The 24,940-nt window shown below is 58.3% G+C and carries 24 protein-coding genes; 12 read left to right on the forward strand and 12 right to left on the reverse strand.

Annotated elements, in window-relative coordinates; all coding sequences use genetic code 11:
- Positions 1 to 38: 38 nt before the first annotated feature.
- Complete coding sequence (locus OQ273_RS14375) at positions 39 to 548, forward strand: MaoC family dehydratase (protein WP_267991185.1); 510 nt, start codon at positions 39 to 41, stop codon at positions 546 to 548.
- A 29-nt stretch (positions 549 to 577) separates the two neighbouring features.
- On the opposite strand, the gene OQ273_RS14380 is transcribed toward OQ273_RS14375, so the two are convergent.
- Positions 578 to 1,708 carry a CaiB/BaiF CoA transferase family protein gene (locus tag OQ273_RS14380; RefSeq protein WP_267991186.1) on the reverse strand — a complete coding sequence of 377 codons (1,131 nt, stop codon included), beginning with the start codon at positions 1,706 to 1,708 and terminating at the stop codon, positions 578 to 580.
- 153 nt (positions 1,709 to 1,861) lie between these two features.
- Here OQ273_RS14380 and OQ273_RS14385 point away from each other — a divergent pair, with 153 nt between their 5' ends.
- Positions 1,862 to 2,890, forward strand: coding sequence for a zinc-dependent alcohol dehydrogenase (locus OQ273_RS14385; protein ID WP_267991187.1), 1,029 nt, complete (start codon positions 1,862 to 1,864; stop codon positions 2,888 to 2,890).
- A gap of 4 nt (positions 2,891 to 2,894) precedes the next feature.
- Positions 2,895 to 3,662, forward strand: coding sequence for an SDR family oxidoreductase (locus OQ273_RS14390; RefSeq protein ID WP_267991188.1), 768 nt, complete (start codon positions 2,895 to 2,897; stop codon positions 3,660 to 3,662).
- Between the two features lie 350 nt (positions 3,663 to 4,012).
- Here the strand turns inward: OQ273_RS14390 and egtB are convergent, their stop codons facing one another.
- The 4 genes from egtB to OQ273_RS14415 all read right to left on the reverse strand — a co-directional run bounded on the left by egtB (position 4,013) and on the right by OQ273_RS14415 (position 7,936).
- Positions 4,013 to 6,274 carry an ergothioneine biosynthesis protein EgtB gene (egtB, locus tag OQ273_RS23695; protein ID WP_333781690.1) on the reverse strand — a complete coding sequence of 754 codons (2,262 nt, stop codon included), beginning with the start codon at positions 6,272 to 6,274 and terminating at the stop codon, positions 4,013 to 4,015.
- Positions 6,275 to 6,573: 299 nt separating this feature from the next.
- Positions 6,574 to 6,921: a hypothetical protein gene (locus OQ273_RS14405; protein WP_267991189.1), complete on the reverse strand. Its 348-nt coding sequence runs from the start codon at positions 6,919 to 6,921 to the stop codon at positions 6,574 to 6,576.
- Positions 6,918 to 7,475, reverse strand: a complete 558-nt coding sequence (locus OQ273_RS14410; protein ID WP_267991190.1) for an RNA polymerase sigma factor — start codon at positions 7,473 to 7,475, stop codon at positions 6,918 to 6,920. The genes OQ273_RS14405 and OQ273_RS14410 overlap by 4 nt, the downstream gene beginning before the upstream one ends.
- A gap of 17 nt (positions 7,476 to 7,492) precedes the next feature.
- Positions 7,493 to 7,936 carry a hypothetical protein gene (locus OQ273_RS14415; protein ID WP_267991191.1) on the reverse strand — a complete coding sequence of 148 codons (444 nt, stop codon included), beginning with the start codon at positions 7,934 to 7,936 and terminating at the stop codon, positions 7,493 to 7,495.
- A 125-nt stretch (positions 7,937 to 8,061) separates the two neighbouring features.
- Here OQ273_RS14415 and OQ273_RS14420 point away from each other — a divergent pair, with 125 nt between their 5' ends.
- From OQ273_RS14420 to OQ273_RS14430, 3 genes are all read left to right on the forward strand, one after another.
- The gene (locus OQ273_RS14420) at positions 8,062 to 8,970 is read left to right on the forward strand and encodes a DMT family transporter (RefSeq protein ID WP_267991192.1); all 909 of its coding nucleotides are present in this window, start codon (positions 8,062 to 8,064) and stop codon (positions 8,968 to 8,970) included.
- 221 nt (positions 8,971 to 9,191) lie between these two features.
- On the forward strand, positions 9,192 to 9,938 hold the full coding sequence (locus OQ273_RS14425) for an SDR family oxidoreductase (RefSeq protein ID WP_267991193.1): 747 nt from the start codon (positions 9,192 to 9,194) through the stop codon (positions 9,936 to 9,938).
- A 47-nt stretch (positions 9,939 to 9,985) separates the two neighbouring features.
- Positions 9,986 to 10,831 (forward strand): fumarylacetoacetate hydrolase family protein, encoded by an 846-nt coding sequence (locus OQ273_RS14430; RefSeq protein ID WP_267991194.1) that lies wholly within the window; start codon positions 9,986 to 9,988, stop codon positions 10,829 to 10,831.
- A 12-nt stretch (positions 10,832 to 10,843) separates the two neighbouring features.
- Here the strand turns inward: OQ273_RS14430 and OQ273_RS14435 are convergent, their stop codons facing one another.
- Entirely contained in the window at positions 10,844 to 11,758 is a 915-nt protein-coding gene (locus OQ273_RS14435; RefSeq protein ID WP_267991195.1) for a sugar kinase, read from the reverse strand.
- Between the two features lie 203 nt (positions 11,759 to 11,961).
- Between OQ273_RS14435 and OQ273_RS14440 the strand changes: the two genes are divergently transcribed.
- Positions 11,962 to 13,161, forward strand: coding sequence for a M20 aminoacylase family protein (locus OQ273_RS14440; protein ID WP_267991196.1), 1,200 nt, complete (start codon positions 11,962 to 11,964; stop codon positions 13,159 to 13,161).
- A gap of 8 nt (positions 13,162 to 13,169) precedes the next feature.
- Here OQ273_RS14440 and OQ273_RS14445 read toward each other — a convergent pair whose 3' ends face one another.
- Positions 13,170 to 13,637 carry a group III truncated hemoglobin gene (locus OQ273_RS14445; RefSeq protein WP_267991197.1) on the reverse strand — a complete coding sequence of 156 codons (468 nt, stop codon included), beginning with the start codon at positions 13,635 to 13,637 and terminating at the stop codon, positions 13,170 to 13,172.
- A gap of 315 nt (positions 13,638 to 13,952) precedes the next feature.
- Here OQ273_RS14445 and OQ273_RS14450 point away from each other — a divergent pair, with 315 nt between their 5' ends.
- The 4 genes from OQ273_RS14450 to OQ273_RS14465 all read left to right on the forward strand — a co-directional run bounded on the left by OQ273_RS14450 (position 13,953) and on the right by OQ273_RS14465 (position 18,524).
- On the forward strand, positions 13,953 to 15,548 hold the full coding sequence (locus OQ273_RS14450) for a glycosyltransferase (RefSeq protein WP_267991198.1): 1,596 nt from the start codon (positions 13,953 to 13,955) through the stop codon (positions 15,546 to 15,548).
- Positions 15,545 to 16,333: a glycosyltransferase family 25 protein gene (locus tag OQ273_RS14455; protein WP_267991199.1), complete on the forward strand. Its 789-nt coding sequence runs from the start codon at positions 15,545 to 15,547 to the stop codon at positions 16,331 to 16,333. The genes OQ273_RS14450 and OQ273_RS14455 overlap by 4 nt, the downstream gene beginning before the upstream one ends.
- Positions 16,334 to 16,415: 82 nt before the next feature.
- Positions 16,416 to 17,189 carry a 3D domain-containing protein gene (locus OQ273_RS14460; RefSeq protein WP_267991200.1) on the forward strand — a complete coding sequence of 258 codons (774 nt, stop codon included), beginning with the start codon at positions 16,416 to 16,418 and terminating at the stop codon, positions 17,187 to 17,189.
- A gap of 177 nt (positions 17,190 to 17,366) precedes the next feature.
- On the forward strand, positions 17,367 to 18,524 hold the full coding sequence (locus OQ273_RS14465) for an alpha-hydroxy acid oxidase (protein ID WP_267991201.1): 1,158 nt from the start codon (positions 17,367 to 17,369) through the stop codon (positions 18,522 to 18,524).
- Positions 18,525 to 18,527: 3 nt separating this feature from the next.
- Here OQ273_RS14465 and fumC read toward each other — a convergent pair whose 3' ends face one another.
- Entirely contained in the window at positions 18,528 to 19,931 is a 1,404-nt protein-coding gene (fumC, locus tag OQ273_RS14470) for a class II fumarate hydratase (protein ID WP_267991202.1), read from the reverse strand.
- Between the two features lie 185 nt (positions 19,932 to 20,116).
- Here fumC and OQ273_RS14475 point away from each other — a divergent pair, with 185 nt between their 5' ends.
- Positions 20,117 to 21,181, forward strand: coding sequence for an MBL fold metallo-hydrolase (locus OQ273_RS14475; protein ID WP_267991203.1), 1,065 nt, complete (start codon positions 20,117 to 20,119; stop codon positions 21,179 to 21,181).
- Positions 21,182 to 21,235: 54 nt separating this feature from the next.
- Here OQ273_RS14475 and OQ273_RS14480 read toward each other — a convergent pair whose 3' ends face one another.
- From OQ273_RS14480 to OQ273_RS14495, 4 genes are all read right to left on the reverse strand, one after another.
- Positions 21,236 to 21,940, reverse strand: coding sequence for a GntR family transcriptional regulator (locus OQ273_RS14480; protein ID WP_267991204.1), 705 nt, complete (start codon positions 21,938 to 21,940; stop codon positions 21,236 to 21,238).
- A gap of 127 nt (positions 21,941 to 22,067) precedes the next feature.
- Entirely contained in the window at positions 22,068 to 22,943 is an 876-nt protein-coding gene (locus tag OQ273_RS14485) for a dioxygenase family protein (protein WP_267991205.1), read from the reverse strand.
- A gap of 12 nt (positions 22,944 to 22,955) precedes the next feature.
- Positions 22,956 to 24,269: a TRAP transporter large permease gene (locus OQ273_RS14490; RefSeq protein WP_267991206.1), complete on the reverse strand. Its 1,314-nt coding sequence runs from the start codon at positions 24,267 to 24,269 to the stop codon at positions 22,956 to 22,958.
- The gene (locus OQ273_RS14495) at positions 24,269 to 24,940 is read right to left on the reverse strand and encodes a TRAP transporter small permease (protein ID WP_267991207.1); all 672 of its coding nucleotides are present in this window, start codon (positions 24,938 to 24,940) and stop codon (positions 24,269 to 24,271) included. Before OQ273_RS14495 ends, OQ273_RS14490 begins: the two co-directional genes overlap by 1 nt.

A 24,940-nucleotide genomic window follows, 5' to 3' on the forward strand; every position in this document is an offset into this window, starting at 1 on the left:
AGCCGGAAGCCAACCGGCCCGACACCATGGAGGCAAAGTTGTCCGAAGCAAGCTACTACGCAGATCAAGATGAGATCCCTCTCTACAATGTGGAGACATGGCTCTACGAGGATTTCAAGGTCGGTGAAAAAGTGCGGTCCATCCGGCGCACGATCTCGGAGGGCGAGTGCATGCTCTTCAACAGCCTTGTGATGGACAACCACCCTTATGTCGCCGATGACATTTTCACCTCAAACGAAGGATTGTTCGGCAAGCGGCTGGTCGCCGGAGCGATGGTTTTCAGCTATGGCCTCGGCCTGATGGCAAACAACAATGTCAACACGTTTTCATACGGTTACGACAAACTGCGCTTCATCAAACCGGTGTTCATCGGTGACACGATTTTCACAGTCCGTACGCATCTGGAAAAACGGCCGAAATACAAGGAACTGGGCCTCGTCAAGGTTTCCTATGAGGTGTTCAAGAATGAGGGCGAACTGGCGCTCTATGCCGAACATCTGCAAACGGTCAAATACCGTCATCCGGAGAATTTCGAGGCCGAGGGCTGATCCCGCCGGCCTGTGGAGGCATCAGGTTTTTACGTCAGAAATTCACCCGTATCGGCGCCCAGCGCCGGGCCGCCGCGGCCGGATTTGAAAACCTCGCCATCGATACGGATCGGGCAGCGGGTCGTTGACGCGGTCGCGCCGTCAGGTGTCGTAATGTCCTGCACCATATCAAGTGCGGCAAAACCTTCCGTTTCGAGCAAGGCCGGCCAATCAAGAACCGCGGCGCACCAGATATCGGCCGGCTCCAGCCGGTCCAGCCAATAGCGCACGTCTTGCGTCAAGAGGTGATCGCGCAGGATAGCCTTGATATCATCGCGCAGGCGAAGTGCATCATCCGGGTCTGCAAACGGCTCCAGTTCCCTGCAGTCGATCAGTTCGGCAAGCTTTGCGATCGGCGTCATGGCAATCGCCAGATAACCGTCCTTGCATTTGTAAATTCCGTAAGGCGCACCAACGGAGATATTCGCATTGCTGACCTTGCCGCGCGGTGCCATTGCACCGTCACCGTTGAGAAACGCCGTAAACAGTTCGAACTGCATGTCGATTGACGAAGACATCAGGTCAACCTCGACAAGACCACCCTCGCCCGTCCGCTCGCGCCTGAGCAATGCGGCCATGATGCCCTGTACCAGATGGTTGCCGCATGTGATGTCGAGGGCGGCAAAGCCTGCGGGCACGGGCGGCATATCGCCGTCTCCCGACAGCCAGGGCATGCCCGTCAGCGACTGAACCAGCAGATCCTGCCCGGGTTTTTCGACCCATGGCCCCTCGGTGCCATAGCCGGTCACCGCACCATAGACCAGCCGCGGGTTGACGGCACGGACCGTCTCCCAGTCCAGACCGATCCTTTCCATGACACCCGGCCGGAAGTTGTGGATCAGGACATCCACGGACTTCAGCAGTTCCTTGATCCGTTCAAGATCCGCCGGGTTTTTCAGGTCCGCCGCAACGCTCTTCTTGTTCCGGTTGATCGTATGAAACAGGAGACTGTCTTCACCGGCCTTCTGGTCTGCAATGACCAGCGATCGGCACAGATCGCCCACTCCCGGCCGTTCTACCTTTATCACTTCCGCACCGAGATCGGCGAGCCTGAGCGCCGCCATCGGGCCGGCCAGGAACTGGGCGAAATCCAGAACTTTAAGTCCTTCCAGCGGCTTCATTTGAACTTGACTCCGATTGAACCGTATATAAAACATATTTTCATATACTGATTAGTCAAGCACTCAAATCCGAGTGCACGTTTGAGCCGCCGGACCCCGCACGGGTCAGCCGCAGCGGGAGCGGCCTACAGGGCCAGGAGGATCAGGACCGCGATGACGACCAAGCACAAGGCCGGCTACTACAAGGGCAGCAAGAGCTTTACGCTTGACGCGGCCGAGACCGTTTCACCAGGAGCTGGAGAGGTCGCCATAAAGGTTGCCTATTGCGGGATATGCGGGACCGACATGCATGTCTTTCACGGCAATATGGATGCGCGTGTCGGTCATAACAGGGTACTCGGCCACGAAATGTCCGGTACCGTGGCCGCCCTTGGCGATGGGGTGGATGGATTTTCCGTCGGCCAGAAGGTGACTGTCAGGCCGCTGAGCCACTGCGGAAAATGCCCCGCCTGCCTCGCCGGCCATGAACATATCTGTCACAACCTGAAATTTCTCGGACTGGACACCGACGGCGCGATGCAGGAAGTCTGGACCGTGCCGGCCTTTACCGTGCATACCCTGCCCGACGACATGCCCATGGACCATGCGGCCCTTGTCGAACCCGTCGCGGTCGCCTGCCACGATGTGCGCCTGTCCGAATTGACCAAGGGCGAGGATGTTGTCGTGATTGGCGGCGGGCCGATCGGCATGCTTGTGGCGCTCGTAGCGCGCGATGCAGGCGGCAAGGTCATTGTTTCAGAAGTCAACCCGAACCGGCTGGCGATCGCCGGGGCGCTTGGGTTTGCCACGATCAATCCGGTCGAACAGGATCTGAGCGCAGAAGTCCTTTCAGCCACGAACGGCAAAGGCGCGGATGTCGTGTTCGAGGTCTCCGGAACGCAAAAAGGTGTCGATGCGATGACGGCCGTCGCCGCCACACGGGCACGCATCGTCATGGTCGCCATCCATGCGACCAAGCCGCAGATCGATCTCTTCCAGTTCTTCTGGCGCGAATTGCAGCTGATCGGGGCGCGGGTCTACGAGCCCGTGGATTATGAAAAGGCCATCGCACTTGTGGCATCGGGCGCAATGAGTGCCGATACCATCATCACCGATATCAGCCCGCTTTCCGAAATCCAGGGCGCTTTTGAATCACTCGATACAAATCCGACGGCGATGAAAAGCCTGATCAAGGTGAGTTAAGCACATGAACGTCTTGCAGTCTTTTGATCTCAGCGGGAAAACAGCACTCGTAACCGGCGCAAAGCGCGGCATCGGACGGGCCATGGCCGAAGCCCTTGCCGGTGCGGGTGCCGATATAGTCGGCGTCAGCGCGACATTGTCCCCGGGAAGTGAAGTCGAACAGTCCGTGAGTGCGATGGGGCGGTCATTCACCGGTTATAGTTGTGATTTCAGCAACCGCGGCGCACTACTGGATTTCACAGGCCAACTCAGAGCCGACGGGATTGCGCCCGATATCCTGATCAACAATGCCGGGACCATCAAACGAAAGCCGGCGGCGGATCATCCGGATGAATGGTGGGACGAGGTGATCGAGGTCAATTTGTCATCGCAATTCGTCCTCAGCCGAGAGATCGGCAAGGACATGGTCAAACGCGGACACGGCAAAATCATCTTCACCGCATCCCTGCTGACTTTCCAGGGCGGAATTACCGTACCCGGCTACGCCGCCTCCAAGGGCGGCATTGGCCAGTTGACCAAAGCCCTCGCCAATGAATGGGCTGGCTCCGGGGTCAACGTCAACGCCATCGCTCCCGGCTATATCGCCACCGACAACACAGAAGCGCTTCGGCAGGACCAGAACCGCCATCAGGCGATCCTGGAACGTATACCCGCAGGCCGCTGGGGCCAGCCGGAGGACTTTGCCGGACCGGTCGTATTCCTCGCATCGGCGGCATCGGATTATGTCAACGGTGAAATCCTCGTCGTCGACGGCGGATGGATGGGCCGTTAGGCGACCGTTTCGGACGGGTTTCCGGCGCAATCGATCAGATGGGCCAACGCTTCCACGCGTTCGGCATTCTACTTTCGTGGCATGTGCCTTGTATCGCCGCAATTCGGTCCGCAACTGTGTGGCACGCGGCGAGCCGCAGCGCTCTGCGCACCGGCTACGCCCGGTAAAGGAGACATGTCATGAACAGCATTTTTGCTACTTCCTACCGCCTGATTATGCGGCTGGCATCGTTCTTGTCGGTCACCGGTCGTACGCGGCCACAGCCACTGCCCCAACAGCATTATCCATGAGGAACAAACAGCCCCGACCGTCATTGAAGACGGTCGGGTACCGGATTGGCCTGGAACCGGTCAGGTGAGAACGGCAACCGCGAAATGGTTGTTTTCGTCCATCCACAATTCGGCAAGGCTCCAGCCTGCTTCGTTCGCAATGTCCTCGAAGCGTTCCGGTGTATATTTGTGAGAATTCTCCGTATGGATCGTCTCGCCCTCGCTAAACCGCACCGTCTCGCCTGCTATGGTGACGGACTGATCGCTACTGCTGACCAGATGCATCTCGATTCTGCTCCTGTCTTCATTCCAGCAGGCCTGATGGGTAAAAGCTGAAACATCAAAATCGGCCTCGAGCTCACGATTGATGCGGCTCAGAAGATTGAGGTTGAAGCGGGCCGTCACACCGTCGCTGTCGTCATAGGCACGAAGCAGCGTCTTGCGCTCCTTGACCAGATCAAACCCGATCACGAAAGTGTCGACGTCCTCAATCTTCCTCAAACGGGCCATCAGTTCCGCGGCCTCGTCAATTTCAAAATTGCCGATGGTCGAGCCGGGAAAGAACAGCACCTTCGGGGCCGATTCGACCGCCTGCGGCATGGCAAAGGCGCTTGTGAAATCGGCAACGACCGGATGCACGTCCAGCGACACGTAATCCGCCGCAAGACGCTCGGCCGCCGCCTCCAAATGCGTCACCGAGATGTCCACCGGCACGTATGCGCCCAATGACGGCAGCGCATCAAGCAGCAGGCGCGTCTTCACGCTCGATCCGCTCCCAAGCTCCACAAGCGCCGCGCCCTCGGGAACATGTGCGGCCAGCCGGTGTGCCTCATTGCTCAGGATGGCAGTCTCTGTGCGGGTCGGATAATACTCCTCAAGTTCGGTGATCTGATCGAACAGGGCCGAGCCTTCAGCATCGTAAAGCCACTTGGCTTCTATCGTCTTGCGCGGCGTTGTCAGCCCGGACAGGATCGAGGCGGCAAAGTCCTCTCCCACATCACCTGTTTGTGTCGAGATCTTCTTGCCCCTCGGATGTCCTGAACCGCCGCCAACCGTATCATCCGCCAGGCGCAGGCCAAGCATCTGCCAGCGCTGGTGCGGGTAAAAGAAGGTGCGGTACGAGTCCCGCATCTGCTCCAGCGGCGTTGCGCAGGAACCGCCGCGAAGAACGAACTGATTACACATGAACTTGCCGTTATATTCGCCGATGGCGCCTTCGGGCGGACGAAATCCCGGATAGGGGGTAAACGGGCTTTGCGTCCACTCCCAGACATCGCCCCAGAATTGCTCTCCATCTTCCGGCTCACCGGCAGAGCGACGCGGCCTGACATCGGTCGGCATCGGCCTGTAGTTGGAAGATTCGAGGAAATTGCCGCGGATCGGCCGCTCGCGGGCGACCACTTCCCACTCCGCTTCCGTCGGCAGGCGTTTTCCCGACCAGCGGGCAAAGGCATCGGCTTCATAATAGCTGACGTGCACGACCGGCGCTTCGAGATTGACCGGTTGCGGGCCACGCAGCGTGTAGCTCCACCATTCACCGTCCTGACGCCACCAATAGAGCGGCGCATCCCAGTCCTCCTGCTGACATCTTGCCCAGCCGTCCGAAAGCCAGAGCGTTGCGGTCCGGTAGCCGCCATCATCCATGAAGGCGATCCAGTCGCGATTTGTCACCGGCCGGGATGCAAGGCGGAACGGCTGCAGATAGGTCTTGTGGCGCGGTCCTTCGCAGTCATAGGCGAAGCCGCCGCCGCCATGTCCGATTTCAACGAGCCCGCCTTCGTGATCAATCCATTGCAGCGGACGTTCACGCGCAACGCGGATCGGCTCCGGCGCGCGGTAGGCCGGCATCAGCGGATTGTGCGACAGCGCATGAAGGAGATCGGTGACCAGCAGTTCCTGATGCTGCATCTCGTGATGGCAGCCGAGTTCGGCAAGGTCGCGGATCTCGTGCGCATCCTCACGATCCTCCGACAAAAGTCGGCGCATTGTGTCGTCGACATGCGCGCGATAGGCCAGGACTTCCTCAATGGCGGGACGAGAGATCATTCCGCGCTTGGAACGCATGTGCCTTGGTCCGGCCTGGACATAATAGGAGTTAAAAAGGAACGCGAAGCGCTCATCGGGCGAGCGGTAGTTCGATACACGGGGTTTGAGGATGAATTCCTCGAAGAACCATGTCGTGTGCGCCAGGTGCCACTTGGCCGGGCTGGCATCCTCCATCGACTGGAGTGTCATATCTTCGGGCGTCAGCCCTTTGACGAGCGCCTCGGAGCGGGCGCGGACGGATTGATAGAACTTGATACCCGTTTCGGCTGAAGGGGCGAGATTCGTTGCAGGTGTCACTGTTTCAGTCCTTGATTCTGGATTGGGATTAATTTCCTGCCGTTATCTGGAATTCGCCTCCTTGCTTGTTTGCTGATGGTCCATGGCACCTGCACCTTTTGATGCCCTCCAAGCCACGGACAGCAGGTTCAAGGTGACGGTGAATTCGGGCGCGCCGGTGTCGGCGTTTTCAACTTTCGTAAACCCTGTTCAAATGTACGGGACCGCCAAAACAGGTAAAGGCGGCGCCGAGTTGCATCCTGACAGCGTTTTGTCAGGAGGCTCTGCAAGGCCGTTGGTCCGAGGGACCTGTCGCGATTTCAGCGGAACAATCGCCGCCGGGCAGCTCTCAACATCAAAAACAAGAGCGCGCAGGGTGTGGCGATGGTGTTGACCGGAAGCAACGCGGCGCCAAGGACCGGGTCGCCTATCGTAAAAAGCGGCGTTGCAAGGCCGTTCATGACCAGAATCGCTGCCTGTTGCATGGGCGCCGCAAAAAGCATTGACGCCAGCAAAACCACGACAATCACGACAAGGATTTTGACAACGTGCCGGCGGCGACCGTCTCCGGCCGACCTCATGGTCCAGGTGGCAAAGGCCTCACCGTCCAGTGGTTTGTCCGCCTCGGCAAACAATCTGTTCAGTTCGCGATCACGTTCATCGGTCATGAATGTTCTCCGTGACTGGTCGTGCCGCCATAGGCGGACAGCGCCTTTTTCAAACGCTGTGCTCCACGGCGGATATGGGATTTGACGGTGCCTGCCGGCAGGCCGGTGAGTTCGGCAATTTCGGCATGGCTCATGCCTTCACTGTACGACAGAACGATGCAAAGCCTGACAGGTTCGGACAGGCCGGCAAGTGCACGGTCAAGGTCATAGGCAAGGTCGGCGGAATGTTCTGCCTGTCCGGCAATTTCGTCAGGATCCCCGGCATTCTTCAAGGGGTCGCGGCGCCGGCAATGCTGAAGCCAGACGTTCACGGCAAGCCGCTTGAGCCATGCGCCGAAACTGCCGGGCTGCCGCAACTTCCCCATATGACGCCAGGCTTCGAGAAAGGCCTGCTGGGCAAGATCGTCCGCCAGGGCGGGATCACCGCACAAGCGTCGCATCAGGTTGCGCAGCCATGATTGACGGCGGCGCACAAGCTCCTCAAAGGCAAGGCGATCGCCGTTTTTTGCCAAGGCGGCAACGAGTGCCTCCGGGGCTTTCGCATATGTCGCCAACGGCTTCATCCTGACCGCTAGCGGCCAAGGCGGCCAGAACGGGTGTCATCGCCCTGCCCGTCACGGCGGGCAACATACCGCGCTGACGCGATCAGCCCGAAGGCCGCAAAGCCGACGAGGAAAGCCGCGCCGAGGATCGGGTAGAAAGCCGGCGCGTATTGCAGACTGACAAGCCAGGCGAGAACGGCAATGCCGGGCGCCACGAACAGGCTGATCAGACCGTAGACCATAAGCTCGCGCTCAAGCCGCGCCCCACCGCCAGTCGTCGACGCCAGGACCTTGTCCAGAACGTCTTCGTCGATCGCCTGCCCGCTTTCGACAATGCGCCGCAGGGTCTCGTGTTGCGTGCGCCGTTTGGCGATGTCGTACCAGATGCCGGCAATGATGACGGCTGCAATAAAGAACCAGAAGCCGAGCGCAGCCAGGCCTGCGCCAACTCCTTCCAGACCTGCTAGTTGCATGCGTATCTCCATGAACTGTGTGTTTGTGCCCATATAGATGCGTGGAAAGGGCTTATTGGATGCAGGACAAAAAAAGTAATTTCACGGTATTTCAATCTTACCGCGAAACGGTCTAACGTCCCGCCATGATTTCCGACCGGCCATTGCTTGGCATTGTTCTCATGCTCGGGTTCTGCATTCTCGCACCACTTGGCGATTCCATAGCCAAGTTGCTCAGCGATGCCGTTCCGCTCGGTGTGCTGCTGGCTTTCCGGTTTCTCGTGCAGACCGTTCTGCTTTTGCCGCTGGTCATATTCAGTGCACGAAACCTGCGCATGTCGAAGCGGGTTTTCCAGCTTATGGTCTTGCGCACAGTGCTTCATATCTTCGGCATCGGAGCGATGTTTGCCGCGCTGCGCTATCTTCCCCTGGCCGACGCCGTGGCCATCGCCTTCGTCATGCCGTTCATCATGTTGCTGCTTGGTAAATTCGTTCTTTCGGAAGAGGTCGGCCCGCACCGGCTTGCTGCCTGTGCGGTCGGGTTTATCGGAACGCTCCTCGTCATCCAGCCGAATTTCGCAGCTGTCGGCGCACCGGCACTCCTGCCCTTGCTGGTGGCGGTTATCTTCTCCTTCTTCATGCTGGTTACCCGCCAGATTGCCAAGGAGATCGACCCAATCAGTCTGCAGTTCTCCAGTGGGGCGGTCGGGACAGCCTTGCTCGCGCTGATTCTGATCGTCTTTCAGGGCGCCGAAATCGAGCCGCTGGTCCTGGTCGCACCAAGCGCCGAGGAGTGGTTTCTGCTCGTTCTGCTTGGCATATTCGGGACGCTGGCGCACCTGTTGATGACCTGGTCGCTGCGCTTTGCGCCCTCGGCAACGCTCGCACCCATGCAGTATCTTGAGATACCTTTCGCCACGCTGATCGGTTGGTTCATCTTCCGCGACCTGCCAAACGGGCTGGCAGCCGTCGGCATCGCCATCACCGTCGGCGCCGGACTTTATGTCATCCATCGTGAACGCATGGTTGCCCGGCGGATCGCCGCCGAAGCCTGACCTGTTGGTCTCAAGCGGTATTTTTCGCTCGAATCAAGCTCCCATGACGAATGAAATTTTTCCTTTAACCAGCTATGATTACCGCATTTTTACGCCACGTCTTGTGTATTTTTCAAAGCCCTATAGGATCGCGCCGCAACGGCAGTTCAGCCGGGCGCATGGGATAGATGAAAGCGGCAAAAGTCTACATTGCCGAAGCATGATGGAGAGCGATATTCGCCATGGCTGATGGTGGTCGTCTTGCAGGAAAAAAAGCGCTGATAACCGCCGCAGGTCAAGGCATTGGCCGAGCCGCGGCCGAGGCTTTTGCGCGCGAGGGGGCCTTTGTCGTCGCAACGGATATCAGCGAAGCGGCACTGCCGGAGCTCGACGCCGTCGATGGGATTGTCGCCCGGCGCCTGGACGTATTGGATGCGGCAGCGGTCACGGGCATTCTTGAAGAATTCGGCCCCTACGACATTCTGTTCAATTGTGCCGGCTATGTGCATTCCGGCACGATCCTTGATGCAACGGATGACGAGTGGGACCTCGCGTTCAACATAAACGCCAAAGCGATGTTCCGGCTGTGCCGGGGCGCCATTCCGGGCATGCTGGAAAGGGGTGGCGGCTCGATCATCAATGTGTCGTCGGTGGCCTCGTCGGTCAAAGGCGTTGCTGACCGTTGCATCTACGGTGCATCGAAGGCCGCCGTTATCGGGCTGACCAAATCGATCGCCGCTGATTTTGTGACAAAGGGAATACGCTGTAACGCCATCTGTCCGGCAACAGTCGACAGCCCTTCGCTTCACGAGCGCCTGCGCGCCACGGGCGACTACGAGACAGCGTGGGAAGCCTTTGTCGCTCGCCAGCCGATGGGTCGGATCGGAACGGCGGACGAAATCGCGGCGCTGGCTGTCTATCTCGCGGCCGATGAAAGTGCATTCACCACCGGACAGACCCTCATAATCGATGGCGGCTGGGTTCTCTAATTCCCGCAGCTGCCTTCGGACACATCACAAGCAGACAGGACACATTCATGAAATTACTTCGTTTTGGCGAACCCGGTCAGGAACGCCCCGGCATCCTTGATGCCGGTGGCAATATCCGCGATCTGTCGGCTGTCGTTCCGGATATCGCCGGCAGCGTTCTTGGCGACGAGCAACTCTCGGCAATCGCCAAGCAGGATCTGGAGAAATTGCCTCTTGTAGAAGGGAATCAGCGTTTCGGGCCGTGTGTCGCCGATGTGGGCAAATTCTTATGCATCGGGCTCAACTACTCCGACCATGCCGAAGAAGCCGGAATGACGGTTCCGGATGAACCGGTCCTTTTCTTCAAGGCGACATCGGCAGTCTGCGGTCCGAACGACAATGTGGAAATCCCGCGTGGTTCGACTGCTACGGACTGGGAAGTCGAACTCGGCGTGGTGATCGGCAAACACGCCAAATATGTCAGCAAGGACGACGCGCTCGACCATGTGGCGGGTTATTGCGTCATCAACGACGTGTCAGAGCGCGACTTTCAGCTCAAACGCTCCGGCCAGTGGGCCAAGGGAAAATCGGCCGATACATTTGGCCCGATTGGCCCGTGGCTGGTCACCCGCGACGAGGTGCCCGACCCGCAGAACCTCTCGATGTATCTCGATGTCAACGGCAAGCGCTTTCAGTCCGGCTCAACGAACACGATGGTCTTCGGCGTCGCCCATGTCGTGTCCTATCTCTCGCAATTCATGAGCCTTCATCCGGGCGACATCATTTCAACCGGTACGCCTCCTGGTGTCGGCATGGGTCAAAAGCCCGATCCGGTCTATCTTAAGCCCGGCGACGTGATCGAACTGGGTATCGAAGGTCTAGGCGAACAACGGCAGACGACGGTCGCCAGCTGAGGCGGCCAGCCGTCAGGAAAGCTCCCTGGGGATGATTGCACCGCGCACGCCAATGACGCGGGCTGCACAATCGTGACCGGCCAGCATGGCTTCGCCCAGCGGCCGTCCGGACAGGAGCGCCGCCAGAAAAGCCCCGTTGAAACTGTCGCCCGCAGCGGTCGTATCAACCACGCTGGTTGCCGGCGAAAACCGGATCGACGGATCGGCCGGCGCGTTGATCGGAACGGGCCCCTCGGCACCGCGTTTGAGGGCGCCGGTCACAATGCCGCTGGCGCTCAAACGCGCCAGCGCCGCCATGGGATCGGCATCACCGAAGAGTGCCATCTCGTCATCCACCGACGGCATGCCGATATCGCACAGGGACCAGGCCCGGCTGACCGCATCGCGCGCAGCCTCAACGCTTTCCCACAGTCTTGGGCGATAGTTGGAATCGAAGGCAAAGAGCCCTCCCCGCTCGCGAAAAACCTGAAGCCAGCCCATCAAGGCTGTTCGTACATCAGGCTGAAGGATGGCCAGCGTGATGGCGGAGAGGTAGACGACATCAAACTCATCGAGTGAGGAGAAATCAGCGCCATGATCGCTGCAAAAAAGCAGCCTGGCGGCCGAGTTCTCGCGCCAGTAGGAAAACGATCGTTCGCCATGTGCATCGGTGCTGATGGCATAAAGGCCGGGCAGCCGCTCATCATCCCGGACAATCCCGGCAGTCGAAACACCCTCGCCTTCGATAAACGCGATCATCCGGTCCGAAAAACTGTCACGGCCGACTTGTGAGACGAAGGCAACCTTATGGGCTTTTGCGCCGGCACGCTCAAGATAGACAGCCGTATTCAGCGTATCGCCGGCAAAGCCGATTTGGGCGGTTTGCCCCTCTGCATCCAGGGAAAGCTCCACCATGGCCTCGCCCACGCACGCGATCTTTCGGCCCATGATGATTTTCTCCCGGATAGTCGGCGCGTCGTCGCCGAGCGGCGCTGGACTGGATCGCAAAAACGCGGTTCAGCGTCAAGGGATGCATACGGCCAAGCGAGGATATGCAGAACATGACGCGACAGCGCTTGCGCTCGCGGCCCGGAAAAGGCAACACTACAACTTAGAGGCGGCGAGCAGGCCGCAAGAGACAGGGAACAACCATGCATCCTACAAACAACAGAATTGCCGATATTGTTCCGGAAGTAAAAGAATGGCGGCGGTGGCTGCACCGCAACCCGGAATTGCTTTTCGACCTTCCCAAGACATCAGCCTATATCGCCGAAAGATTGCGCGAGATCGGTGTGGACGAAATCCACGAGAATGTAGCCGAGTCAGGCATTGTGGCCGTGATCAACGGCAATGCAGACGGACCGGTGATCGGGCTGAGGGCGGATATGGACGCCCTGCCGATGGACGAGATAAGCGACATCGAACATGCATCCGAAACGCCCGGGAAAATGCATGCATGCGGCCATGACGGCCACAGCGCCATGCTTTTGGGCGCTGCCAAATATCTGGCGGAGACACGCAACTTTGCCGGCAAGGCCGTGCTGATATTCCAGCCGGCCGAGGAAGGCGGCACCGGCGCAAAGGCGATGGTCGACACCGGGTTGTTCGACAGAATGGGCATTGATGAGGTGTACGGCATGCACAACATGCCCAGTCTTCCGATCGGCCATTTCGGATTCTGCGAGGGGCCGGCGCTGGCGGCGACCGATTTCTTTTATGTCGATATCGAGGGCGTCGGCGGGCATGCTTCCCGTCCACACCGCTGCGTCGATCCCGTCGTCGCGGCAAACGCCATTTACAACGCATTCCAATCGATCATCACGCGCAATGCCGATCCGATGAAAAACGGGCTGATTTCGATCACCTCCATACAGGCGGGCGACGCCAACAATGTCATTCCGCAAACGGCGCATCTGAAAGGCACAGTGCGTAACCTGCATGAAGAAACGCGCGACATGATCGAGCGGCGCATGCAGGAGATCGTCGACGGCATTGCGCAAAGCCATGGTGTTGAAATCAAGCTGACCTATGATCGTCTATGCCCGGTTACGATCAATCATGTCGATCAAACGGTTCATGCGGCAGAGGCCGCCGAAAAGGTCGTGGGCGCGCAGAACATCGACCGCGAGCAACCGGCCCGCCTCGGCGGAGAGGACTTTTCCTATATGCTCCAGGAAAAGCCCGGCACGATCGTTTTCATCGGCAATGGCGAAACCGCCGGCTTGCACCACCCGGAATATGATTTCAACGATGAGGCGATCCCGTACGGCATCGCCTTCTGGGCAAAAATCATAGAGGACAGGCTGCCGCTCGGCGAAAGCGCTGCACCACCGATCAAACAGGCGAGCTAGGGTTTCGACTAGAGCGGATGCGTTTCGGTTGCCTCGGAGAAAGGCCGGCGCAGCCGCTCTCCGGGTTGCAGAAGAACATCATTGTGCAATGCGACGCCCATTTCCAGGCTTGCAGCAATGTTATGGGCGCGCTCGATGAAGAGGTCTGCGGCAGGCGGCGCGCAAAGCTCCCGCGCCGTTTCTTCGAACAGTTGAAGCCAGCGGTCGAAATGCCTGGCGTCGACGGGAAGCGGTGCGTGTTTTTGCATCGGTCTGCCGTGATAACGCCCGGTCTGCAACGCCACAGACGACCAGAAGGCGAACATGCGCTGAAGATGTGGCTCCCAGTCGGTGATGCGTTCGGCAAAGACAGGACCGAGCATGTCATCCGCTCTCACCCGGTCATAGAACCGGCGAACAAGTCGTTCGATCAACGCCTCGGTTATTCCGGTTTGCTTTGAGATTTCCCGTGATTTGCGGGCTCGTCTGTCGTTCATAGGTGTCGCTTCTTCCAACGGGAGCAATCTGTGGGTCGAAACGGCGGGTTTCAAGTCGCTAAATTGCCGCGGTGTTTCGCCTCAATGCAAGACAGTTCGTACTTCACCTCAATCGGCAGCAAGTCATGTATGTCAGCACTGATATACTTGACGAAAACTTACACGCATGTTTCTTCTGGCACCAAAAGAGCTGGAATACTCTTTTGAAACGAGAAGCCTTTACTTGAACATCCCTCATCATCCGGCGAGACGATATCAGGCGTTTGAAGCGGATCGGCAACATGTTTAACGGACTTAACTGATCGGGCCTGCTGTATGATCCCCAAGATAATCCACCAAACATGGCGCGATGAAAACATCCCCGACAACTACCTGGAACTCGTTGACAGCTGGAAGCGGCTAAATCCGGATTGGGAGTACCGTCTGTGGACAGATAATGATCTGGACACCATGGTCGTCGAGCATTTTCCGGAATTCCTTGATCAGTTTCGCGCATATCCAAACCCCGTACAGCGCGCCGATGCAGGCCGTTATATGGTGCTTTATCTCCATGGCGGCGTTTATGCGGACCTCGACACACGCTGTAACGAGCCGTTCGATCTGCTGTGGGATGAAGAGCGTATCGTCCTGGCGCATGAGCCGCTGGAGCATCTCTACGAATATTGCCGGGTCAGGCAGATGGATCATCTGCTTTTCAACGGCACCATGGTGAGCCCCAAAGACCATCCCTTCTGGCTCAGCGTGTTCGAGGCGATGGAGCGGGCCCGGCATTCCAGAGATGTCATGGATTCAACCGGACCGGTGCTTTTGACAAATTGCGTGAAGCAATACAGCGACCCCGACAGTCTTTGCATCAATTCGTGCCAACTCTTTAATCCCCTGACGAAGCAGAAGGTCGAGTCCGAAGCCGACGTCTTCGGCGACTATGCGGGCCATCGCCTTTCGACCCATTACTGGTTCGGAACCTGGTATCAGGACTGGTATGAAACGCCGCTGCGCCGCTTCAAGAAGATCGTCCGGAAAACCCGGTACCATTTAACCCGGGGGGAGTATCTGTCGCGGTCCGAGGCGCGGTCGCTGGTGGACCGAACAGTGTTGGATATCCCGCTGAACGGGTCTGCGTCAGCGGATGACCAAAATATCCAGGTGCTGATCCCGGCTCGCGACGCGGAACCGTTCCTCGAGCGGTGTGTCGAACTGCTGCGCGCGCTGGACTACCCCAAGGACAAAATAAAGATTGCTTTTTGCGAAGGCGACAGCGTTGACAATACGTGGGACAGGCTGCAGGCACTGTGCGCCGAGCTTCGCACCGAATTTGCAGACGTGATCTGCCTGAAGAAAGAAACCGGCGCCAGTTTCAACCGTGAAAAACGCTGGAAACCCAAACTTCAAAAAAAGCGCCGCATCGGCCTGGCGAAGGTCCGCAATCACCTGATTGACAACGCGTTGGACGGCGAAGCGAATTGGGCTTTATGGATCGATGCCGATGTCTGCGATTATCCGCCCGATATCCTGAAGAGGCTGTTGCACGAGCGCGAGAAGATCGTGGTGCCGAATTGCGTCCTGGAGCCTGGCGGCGCGTGTTATGATCTTAACAGCTTCACCGTGACCGATGAGCGGCGTGATAGCGGCTATTACAAATATGTCCGCAATGGTCTTTACGCACCACCGGGAGAATCGCCGCGGCGATTGCACTTCAACGATCTTCGCAGCTCGGAGCGTGTTGAACTCTTCGGCGTCGGCGGCACGATGCTGCTGGTGCATGCCTCCGTTCACCGGGCAGGCATCCGGTTTCCCGAAATCCCCTATTGCGATCTGCTTGAGACCGAGGGCTTTGGCTATTGGGCTCGCGACTGCGGCGTTATTCCGATCGGACTTCCCAATGTGGAAATCCGGCATGTGCGCTCATGACAAATTCGGCCTGCAAACTTCCCGCCTTCGTGCTGACCTTCGACGGGTCCCATCCGCAACGTCATGAATCCGTCAGGCAACAAATGCTTGCCTTCGAACCGGCAATCGAATGGCAATTCGTTCACGGTTTTGCCGCCGATGATAGCCGGATCGAGGACCTTTATGACGATGCGCTGAACAGGCGTTATTCGAAGCGGCCCATGGGTCGGGGAGAAATTGCCGCCTATGCGGGACACCGCAGGATGATGCAGAGGTTCATTGAAACCGGCCACGATTACGGTCTTTTTGTCGAAGACGATTTCGGCTGGCGTGGAACGGCCGCTCAATGGCACCATTTGATCGGCAATGTCGATACCGTCATGGCCGGCAAGGACATGCTCAAACTGTTTGATTTCGGCCCGCCCAAGTCGGGCTGTGTGGCCCGCGCCGAATGCGGTCCTATCGAGACAGTGAAGCCCTTGAGCGTCGGTGCCGGCGTGGTTGGCTATATCCTTGGCCGGGACGGCGCAAAAAAAATACTCTCGCGCAAACGGGTCTTCAGACAGATAGACGAAGATATAAAGTATTATTGGGAACTCGGGCTCGAGATATGGACTGTCCGACCTCAGATGATCGCTGAAATCAGCGCAGGCCTTGGCGGAAGTTATCTGGAGAAAGAGCGGGCACTGATCAAGCGGCGCCATCGCAATTTGGCGACTTCACTGAAGGGCAATCTGCTGGCGCTTCGCAAAAAGGTCCTGAACCGGCATCATCGGTCCAAAGGAAATGCAGGTCCGCGATCATGAGGGCGTCGCAATGATCCGGGCAAGGTTTTGCACCAGGCATATGGACATTGTATCCTGCAAAAGACTGTCAGCGGGGTTGGCGATGCAGTTGAAATCTGTGCTTGGCGCTTTTGTTCTGGTTTTTTGTTTTTTACCGGCTGTCGGCTTAGCGGCAGATGATCCGCTGACGTTTACCTACGATCCGCCGAAGGATCTTTCCAAGCACCGCGAAATCGAGCTTTGGGGAACCTTCTACCACACCAGGATCGCCAAGGATCAGCCGGACGGGCATGACCTGCTCAACAAGCACGACAAGCCGATCGGCCCGAAGCTGGGCCGGACGGACTGGTGCAAGGCTGCCCTTGAGGGCGCTGCCGTCATCGAGATGAAGGACGGTTCGAAGGTGATCGTCAATGTGCGTGACGCGGATGGCCCGGCCCAGGTCAATTGCAGCCCGCTCTATCCGCACCTGAGTGCCCGGGCGCGCAACGGCATGCGCCATACACGGTTTTTCAAGATCACATCCCCCAAGGTCAAATATGGCTACGGGATCGACGACATGCCTCTTGCGGCCTTTCGCACCATCGCGGTCGACCGGCATCAGGTTCCGATCCGCTATCGCAGCCTGGTTTTCATTCCCAAACTCAAGGGGCGCAATCTGACCCTTGCCGATGGCACCGCCATTACCCATGACGGTTACGTGTTTGCCGCCGACACCGGCAGCGGTGTTCATGGTCACCATATCGATTTTTACACCGGCTTCGTGAACACCAATCCGTTTCCCGATCTGGCCGGTGGTGAGCGTCATCGTTTCAAAGCCTATCTCGTGACCGATGAAGCGATCCACAAACAGATGTTGGAACTTCACTCCGACTAAGCCTTGCCGTTGACTGCTCATCTACACTGCCCACGCAACTGGTAAAAAAAATTGTCCACATGCACAGATCCATCTTGTTTCCAACGGGATGATCATTAGAATGCGCTCCGGCCCTTTCCTATTCCGTTTCAGTGACAGCCAGTTTTCGCAGGATTGGGTCAACCATGGAGACACCTGATGGCGCCCATTCTCGAGATCGCGGACCTGAAAGAACGCGCCAGGCGCCGCGTACCGAAGATGTTCTTCGACTACGCCGATTCAGGCTCCTGGACCGAGAGCACCTATCAGGCCAATGAAAGCGACTACGACCAGATAACGCTGCGCCAACGCGTGGCTGTGGATATGACCAACCGCTCGCTTGAAGCCACCATGATCGGACAACCGGTCTCCATGCCGCTGGCGCTGGCGCCGGTTGGGTTTTGCGGCATGCAGTGGGCTGACGGAGAAATTCTTGCTGCGCAGGCAGCCGAAGCGTTCGGCGTTCCATTTACTCTTTCCACCATGAGCATCTGTTCCATCGAGGATGTGGCCGAGAACACGAAAAAACCGTTCTGGTTCCAGCTCTATGTCATGCGGGACCGGGACTTTGTCGGCAATCTCATCGACCGCGCCAAGGCTGCCGGATGCGCGGCACTGGTTCTGACGCTCGATCTGCAGATTCTGGGTCAGCGCCACAAGGACCTGCGCAATGGCCTGTCGGCGCCGCCCAAATTCACACCGCATCATCTTTGGCAGATCGGCACCTGTCCGTCGTGGTGCCTGGCCATGGCGAAGACCAAACGGCGTACGTTCCGTAACATTGTCGGCCACGCCAAGGGCGTCGGTGACCTCTCATCGCTCAGTTCGTGGACGGCTGAGCAGTTTGACCCGACCCTGTCATGGGCAGATGTCGAATGGATCAAGGAGCGCTGGGGCGGTCCTGTTATCCTGAAGGGCATTCTTGACGCCGAGGACGCGCAAATGGCCGCAAAGACCGGAGCCGACGCCATTATCGTGTCGAACCATGGCGGCCGGCAGCTTGATGGTGCACCTTCTTCCATCCGGTCGCTGCCGGCAATCATTGATGCGGTTGGCGACAAGATCGAGATCCACATTGATGGAGGCATCCGCTCCGGTCAGGATATTCTCAAGGCACTCTGCCTCGGCGCCACCAGCACCTATGTCGGGCGGCCGTATCTCTACGGTCTCGGAACCGCGGGCAAGGCCGGTGTCGCCAGGATGTTTGAAATCCTGAAGACGGAACTGGACATAACCATGGCGCTGTGCGGCGAGCGGGACGTGAAGAACCTTGGCCGCCAGAACCTGCATGCGGCCTTCGGCGAGAAGATCAACTGACCGCTATGTCGGACCGATCATGTCTTCGGGCCGCACGGTCGCGTCGAACTCTTCTTCGCTGACATAGCCGAGACGCAACGCTTCCTCGCGCAGCGTTGTGCCGTTTTTGTGCGCTTCCTTGGCGATCTTCGTGGCTTTGTCGTAGCCGATCTTCGGCGCAAGCGCGGTCACCAGCATCAAGGACCGCTCCATCAGGTGCCTGATATGATCCTCATTCGCCTTGATGCCGACAACGCACCGGTCTGCAAAGCTGCGGGCGGCGTCCGACAGCAATTGAACGGACTGCAGCAGATTGTGGGCAAGCAGCGGCTTATAGGCGTTGAGCTCAAACTGGCCCTGGCTTCCGGCGATCGTCACGGCCGTCTGATTTCCCATGACCTGCACGCACACCATGGTCAAAGCCTCGCACTGGGTCGGGTTGACCTTGCCGGGCATGATCGACGAGCCGGGCTCGTTCTCCGGCAGCGAAAGCTCTCCCAGCCCTGAGCGTGGGCCGGAACCGAGATAACGGATGTCATTGGCGATCTTGAAGAGCGAGGCGGCGATTGTGTTGAGTGCTCCGTGTGCATAGACGAACGCGTCATGCGTCGCCAGCGCCTCAAATTTGTTGGCAGCGGTCTGGAAAGGAAGCCCGGTCAAGTCGGCAACGGCATCCGCGAATTTTACGTCGAAACCCTTTACGGTATTCAGGCCTGTTCCCACAGCCGTCCCACCCTGTGCCAGATGGTAAAGCCCGTCCAGCGCCGGCGAAAGGCGTTCGATCGAATTGGAGACCTGCGCCGCATATCCGGAGAACTCCTGTCCCAATGTCAGCGGCGTTGCATCCTGGGTATGGGTTCTGCCGATCTTGACGATATGTTCGAATGCCTTTGATTTGTCGCGCAGCGCCGTCCGCAGATGGCTGAGCGCCGGGATCAGTGACCCATTGATTTCGCGCGCGGCGGCAATGTGCATGGCAGTGGGAAAGGTATCATTGGAGGACTGCCCCATATTCACGTGATCGTTGGGATGAACCGGGTCCTTGCTGCCAATGACGCCGCCCATCAATTCGATGGAACGGTTTGAAATGACCTCGTTGGCGTTCATATTGGACTGGGTCCCCGAACCGGTCTGCCAGACGGCCAACGGAAAATGGTCATCGAACGTGCCGTCCGCCACCTCCTTCGCGGCCTTGGTGATCGCGACGGCACGGTCTTTGTCCAGCCTGCCGAGTTCCAGATTGACGCGCGCGGCAGCTTGTTTAACGATCCCCAGCGCAGAGACGAGCGGTTTGGGCATGGTTTCATGCCCAATCGGGAAATTGATCAGCGAACGCGCGGTCTGCGCGCCGTAATATTTTTGTGCCGGCACTTCCAACTCGCCAAAGGAATCCTTTTCCAGGCGGGTTGCGTGTTTTGCGTTTTTCATCGATGCACCTTTGCCGCAGAATTGCGCTGCGCGATTGTCCGACAGGCCGACACCGCAATCAAGTTCCGGTCGCACGCCAACCCTGATGCGACGCAAAAACCGATGCTGTCGATCACAAAGAGCACCTCCAAAAATATCGATTATTCTCATCTCTTCTGGTATTATCAATATTGGGAGGATCTAAGATGAAATTATCGATGTTTACTTCTTTTGCTGCTGCGAGTTTCTGGCTTGCTCTTTCCGCAACGGACGTATCGGCCGAGCCATGTTTGAAGGTCACGCTAACCGGAACACAGGGCGGACCGCCGTTGTTCAACGGACAGGCAGGGGCCGGCACGCTTGTACAATATGGGGACGAGACAAATGGCTGCGGCGCCGTGAGGCTGCAGTTCGACACCGGCCGCGGCACCAATATGCGGCTGTCCCAGATGAAGGTCCCGGTCGGAAAACTGGATGCCGTCTTCTTTTCGCATATGCACTCCGACCATACGGAAGGGCTTGGCGATATCCTGCAGTTGCGATGGCACTTCAATTCCGGCGGACCGAAGGTTGATATCGTCTGCAGCGACGACGCCAAATCGCCCCTCGGACATACGCTCAGCTGCAGCCGCTTTGTGGCTCACATCGGGGATTCGCTGATCCGATCCGGGGAGATCGCCCAGCGCCTTGCGGAGAACAAGAAACGTCTGGCCGGCGGGCCGGCGGATCTGGCGAATGTTATGACATTTTCACCGGGCGGCGAAGCAGCCACCGTTTGGGAAAAGGGCGACGTGAAGGTTTCGGCCATCGGTTCGCATCACATTCCCGGCCATGCATCCTATCGCGTCGACACCCCGGCCGGCAGCGTCGTGATTGGCGGCGACGCTGGCAATGACAGCCCCAAGCCACCCAGGCCATCCTCAACTTCGGAACAGGTGGAGAAACTGTCCGAGGGCGCTGACGTGCTCGTTCACTCGACCATTCATCCGGTCATGGGACCGGACAAGGACAGCGGCTTTCCGCCGCCGATCTACTTCCGTCAAAGCAACGCCGCCGATCTTGGCGCCCTGTCCAAACGTGCCGGCGTAAAAAACCTGATGCTTACGCACCTCATCCCGCCGATGGGCGCCGCCAAACAAGGCCCCTACCCCATACCCGGTGGCGCGCTGGATGAGGCTTCGTACAAGGCGGCAGTCACGGAAAGCGGTTATGAGGGCAATACGATTGTCGGCACCGACCTGGTGACCATTACCCTGCCGTCCAACCAATAAGAATCAGGCGTTCAGCGTCCCGCCGGGAGCCGGCCTTTGGCGGGGCGCGAGTCTTTAATCCGACAGGGTATTCAACCGCATTTTCAGGAATTCACCGGTCGATGTGTAGTGGTCGACAAGCAGCTTTACGGCTTCGTCAGCTTCATGGGCAATCGCTGCCTCGCAGATAGCCTGGTGTTCCGCCGCGACATTTCGCGATGGGTAGGCGATCGCCCCGGCAATGTTTCGATAACGAATATTGAGATCATAAAGCTGCTCACAAAATCCGATCAGAAAGCCGGATCCGCATGAGGACAGGAGCGACATGTGGAACAGCTTATGAGCCTTTTCCCATTGCGGGCTTGCCTTGTCCGAACCAGATTGGGAGCGTGGCGTCCGCGTCAGGCGGTGATGCGCAAGCAGGACGCCCTCATCCCATGCCGCAGACCTTGACGCGATCGACTCGCGAAGCGCCCGCTCTTCGAGCCAACAACGGGTTCTCAGCAACTCCTCAAAGGCGCTGACTGATATCTCGGAAACGCGGAAGCCGCGTTGATCAAGGCGTTGAACAAGACCCTCGGCGGTCAGCATGCTTAGTGCCTCGCGTACGGGGCTTGCGCCCACCTCATAGCTTTCGCGCAGCGTCTCGATCTTCAGCTTCAGCCCGGGCTGAAGCACTCCGTTCAGGATATCGTCGCGAATGCGGTCAAACAGTTGGGCGGTGATGGATGCACCGCCTGCCGAGACGGTGACCGGCCCGGGCTCTGTGTTTGCTGCCATTAGATGCACCCCATATGATTCTCCTAGCGCCGGGTCAGTTCGGCCAAAAACCGCTGCAATATAACGCTCAAACCCGCCGAATTACAGCTTTGCCGGCTTATATGTGCCTCAAACGCCACCCGCGCGACTACGCGCTTTCCCTTGCCAGCTTGAAATCGAAATCCACCTTGTAGAAGGGAACGGTCAGCCGGTCTTTCGCCTCGAACAGATCGGGCACGAGGCTGGTATCGGTCTCTTCCACATAGTCCATGATCAGGTCGGATCGGACTCCGAAGACAGCATCCTCATCAAGATAGGGGTCATCGCTTGGGAAAACCTCCGTCACGAGCGTCTGAAAGCCAGGCGCCGAAACGATGAAATGCAAGTGCGACGGACGCCAGGGATGCCGCCCGGTTGCGTGCAGCAGCTCACCGACGGGACCGTCGTCAGGAACCGTATAGGGTGCCGGCCTGACGGTCGTGAGGGCATATTGACCATCATTTTTTGTCGTCAGATGCGCCCGAAGATTGTACTCGCCTTGCGCAGGATCCTGATTCGAGTAGAGACCGTTGTCAGCCGTCTGCCAAAGCTCGATGCCGGCGCCGGCAATCGGCTTCCCGTTTGCGTCGCTGACCGTGCCCTGCACAATAACCGTCGCCCCCTCATTATCGCCTTTCAAATCGCCGCCAAAGGCGAGTTCCGGCGCACCGAGGATATGAAACGGTCCAAGCACGCTCGACGATGTTGCCTCGGGTTTCGAGTTGATCATATCGACCAATGACGACAGTCCCAGCACATCAGACATCAGCACGAACTCATTGCGTTCGCTGTCGGTCATCTCGCCCGCGCTGGTCAACAGCTCGATGCCCTTTCGCCATTCGTCATGGGTCAGCCCTGTTTCCTTCACGAAGTCATGCAGATGCCGAACCAGATGTTCGAGAATAAACCGCAGTCGCGGTGACGTGTCCGGACCGCAATAATCCAAAAACGCCTGTGTGAGGTTATCTGAGGTGACATTGCGCATGACTGTCTCCAATCAGTTAAGCAGATAGGTCGTCAGGACCGGGAAGCGGATAATGACGATGAGAACAACGAGCATGACGGCTGCAAATGGCAACGCGCCGAGGAAGACATCCTTGAGTGATATCCGGTCATCGTTGAGCGTTGCCTTGATGACAAAACAGGATATGCCGAGCGGCGGCGTCAGCAATCCTATCTCCGCGCCGATGACCGTCACCAGGCCGAACCATATCAGGCTGAGGCCCATGGGTTCGATCACATCAATGAACAGCGGAACCACGATGAGGATGATCGATGCGGTGTCGAGCAGAGTGCCCAGGAACAGCATGAGCACGACATAGGCGACCATGATCCAGAAGAAGCTGAGGTTCTGGCTGTCCAGAAAGGCCTGAAGCTGGTTCGGCAGATCGACAAATCCGAGCATGCGGCTGTAAAAGGAGGCAGCGGTGATGAGGAACAGAATGCTTGCCGTAATGTGACCGGTTTCCAGCAACGCTTCCCAGAAGGATCCGGCAGTCATGCGGCGGCGAAGCAGCGCAATCACCAGCCCTGCCAGAGATCCGGCGGCGCCCGCTTCGACGGGCGTGAGCCAGCCGGTGTAAATGCCGCCGAGCACGATGGTGATCAGGATGACGATCGGAGCCGTCTTACCGACAAGCTCACTCCAACTGAGCAGTTCTTCGTCCGGCATTTCCTCTATGCGTCCACCGATGGCTTTCGGCGCTATCCGGCCGGCGAACGCAATAGCCACGATATAGGCAAGAGCCAGGATGATGCCCGGAATGATGCCCGCAATGAACATCTCCCCTACGGAGACTTCGGCAACGAAGGAATAGATGATGAGCATCGCGCTCGGCGGAATGATCATCCCAAGGACCGAGGACCCGGCGACAACGCCGACGGCAAAGCGTTTGTTGTAGTCAAGACGCAGCATCTCGGGCACGGAGACCTTGGTGAAAACCGATGCGGACGCTATCGAGGAGCCGGTCACCGCGGCAAAGACCGCATTTGCACCGACCGTTGCCATGCCGATGCCGCCACGAATGCGGCGAAACACCTGGTTCATGACGTCGTAGACATCCTTGCCCAATCCGGCCTTTGCCACCACAAGCCCCATGAAGGTGAACAAGGGGATTGTCGCAAACTCATATTCCGTGACGCTGTCACCGATTGTCTGGCGAAGGAAATTGATTGCAAGGATCGGCTTCTCGCTCACGATCCAAAGGGTGACGAAGGACACGCTTGCCAAGGCGACCGGGATATAGACACCGAGATAGATCAAGACAACAATGGCGACCACGGACAGGGCGCCGATTTCCACCGGACTCATCAGCTTGTCTCCCCGGCGCTGTCGCGCAGTTCGCGTGCCTGCGTATCCGAGGCGTCGGCGCCTTCACCAAGGTCGTGACCGACAATGACCTTGAGGAAGAATATGACCGCACACAGGCCGGCGCTCGCAGTGATCGCGGCATTGGCCGGCCACCAGGGAATTGTGAAAACACCGAGCGTTCCGAAATAGTGGCAACGGCGTGTGGCCGCGACCAGATCGGTCCAGAGATCGCCCGTCGGCGCAGGGCCGAATTCCGGCTGAGTGAAGTAGTGGCAGGTCTCGAACGCCTCGACCAGCGCCGGATAGGTTGCATAGGCGATCAGCGCCATCAACACACAGGCAATTGCGTCAATCACCCGGTAGAAGAATTCGGCAAGGCGCGGATGACTGCTGCGGATAAGGATAAGGAAACCGTCCGAGCGGGTCAGGCGGTTCACCCGTACCACGTCCGGCAATTGCAGAAACACGATCAGGATCATGGAGAAGATGACAATCTCGACGACGCCGAGAAAGGGCGCGTGAAAAACGCCCCGCGCCACGACATCGATATTCATGACAATTACCAGGACCAGAACCGTTAGCGTCCCGATGGCGTTGGCGCCGATTGCCAGGGCCCTGGCAAGGCCGGTCAGGCTACGGGCGGCCCGCAATGTTCCATTGTTGCTTTGCAT

Origin of the sequence: Hoeflea prorocentri (assembly GCF_027944115.1) — a bacterium.
GTDB lineage: Bacteria > Pseudomonadota > Alphaproteobacteria > Rhizobiales > Rhizobiaceae > Hoeflea_A > Hoeflea_A prorocentri.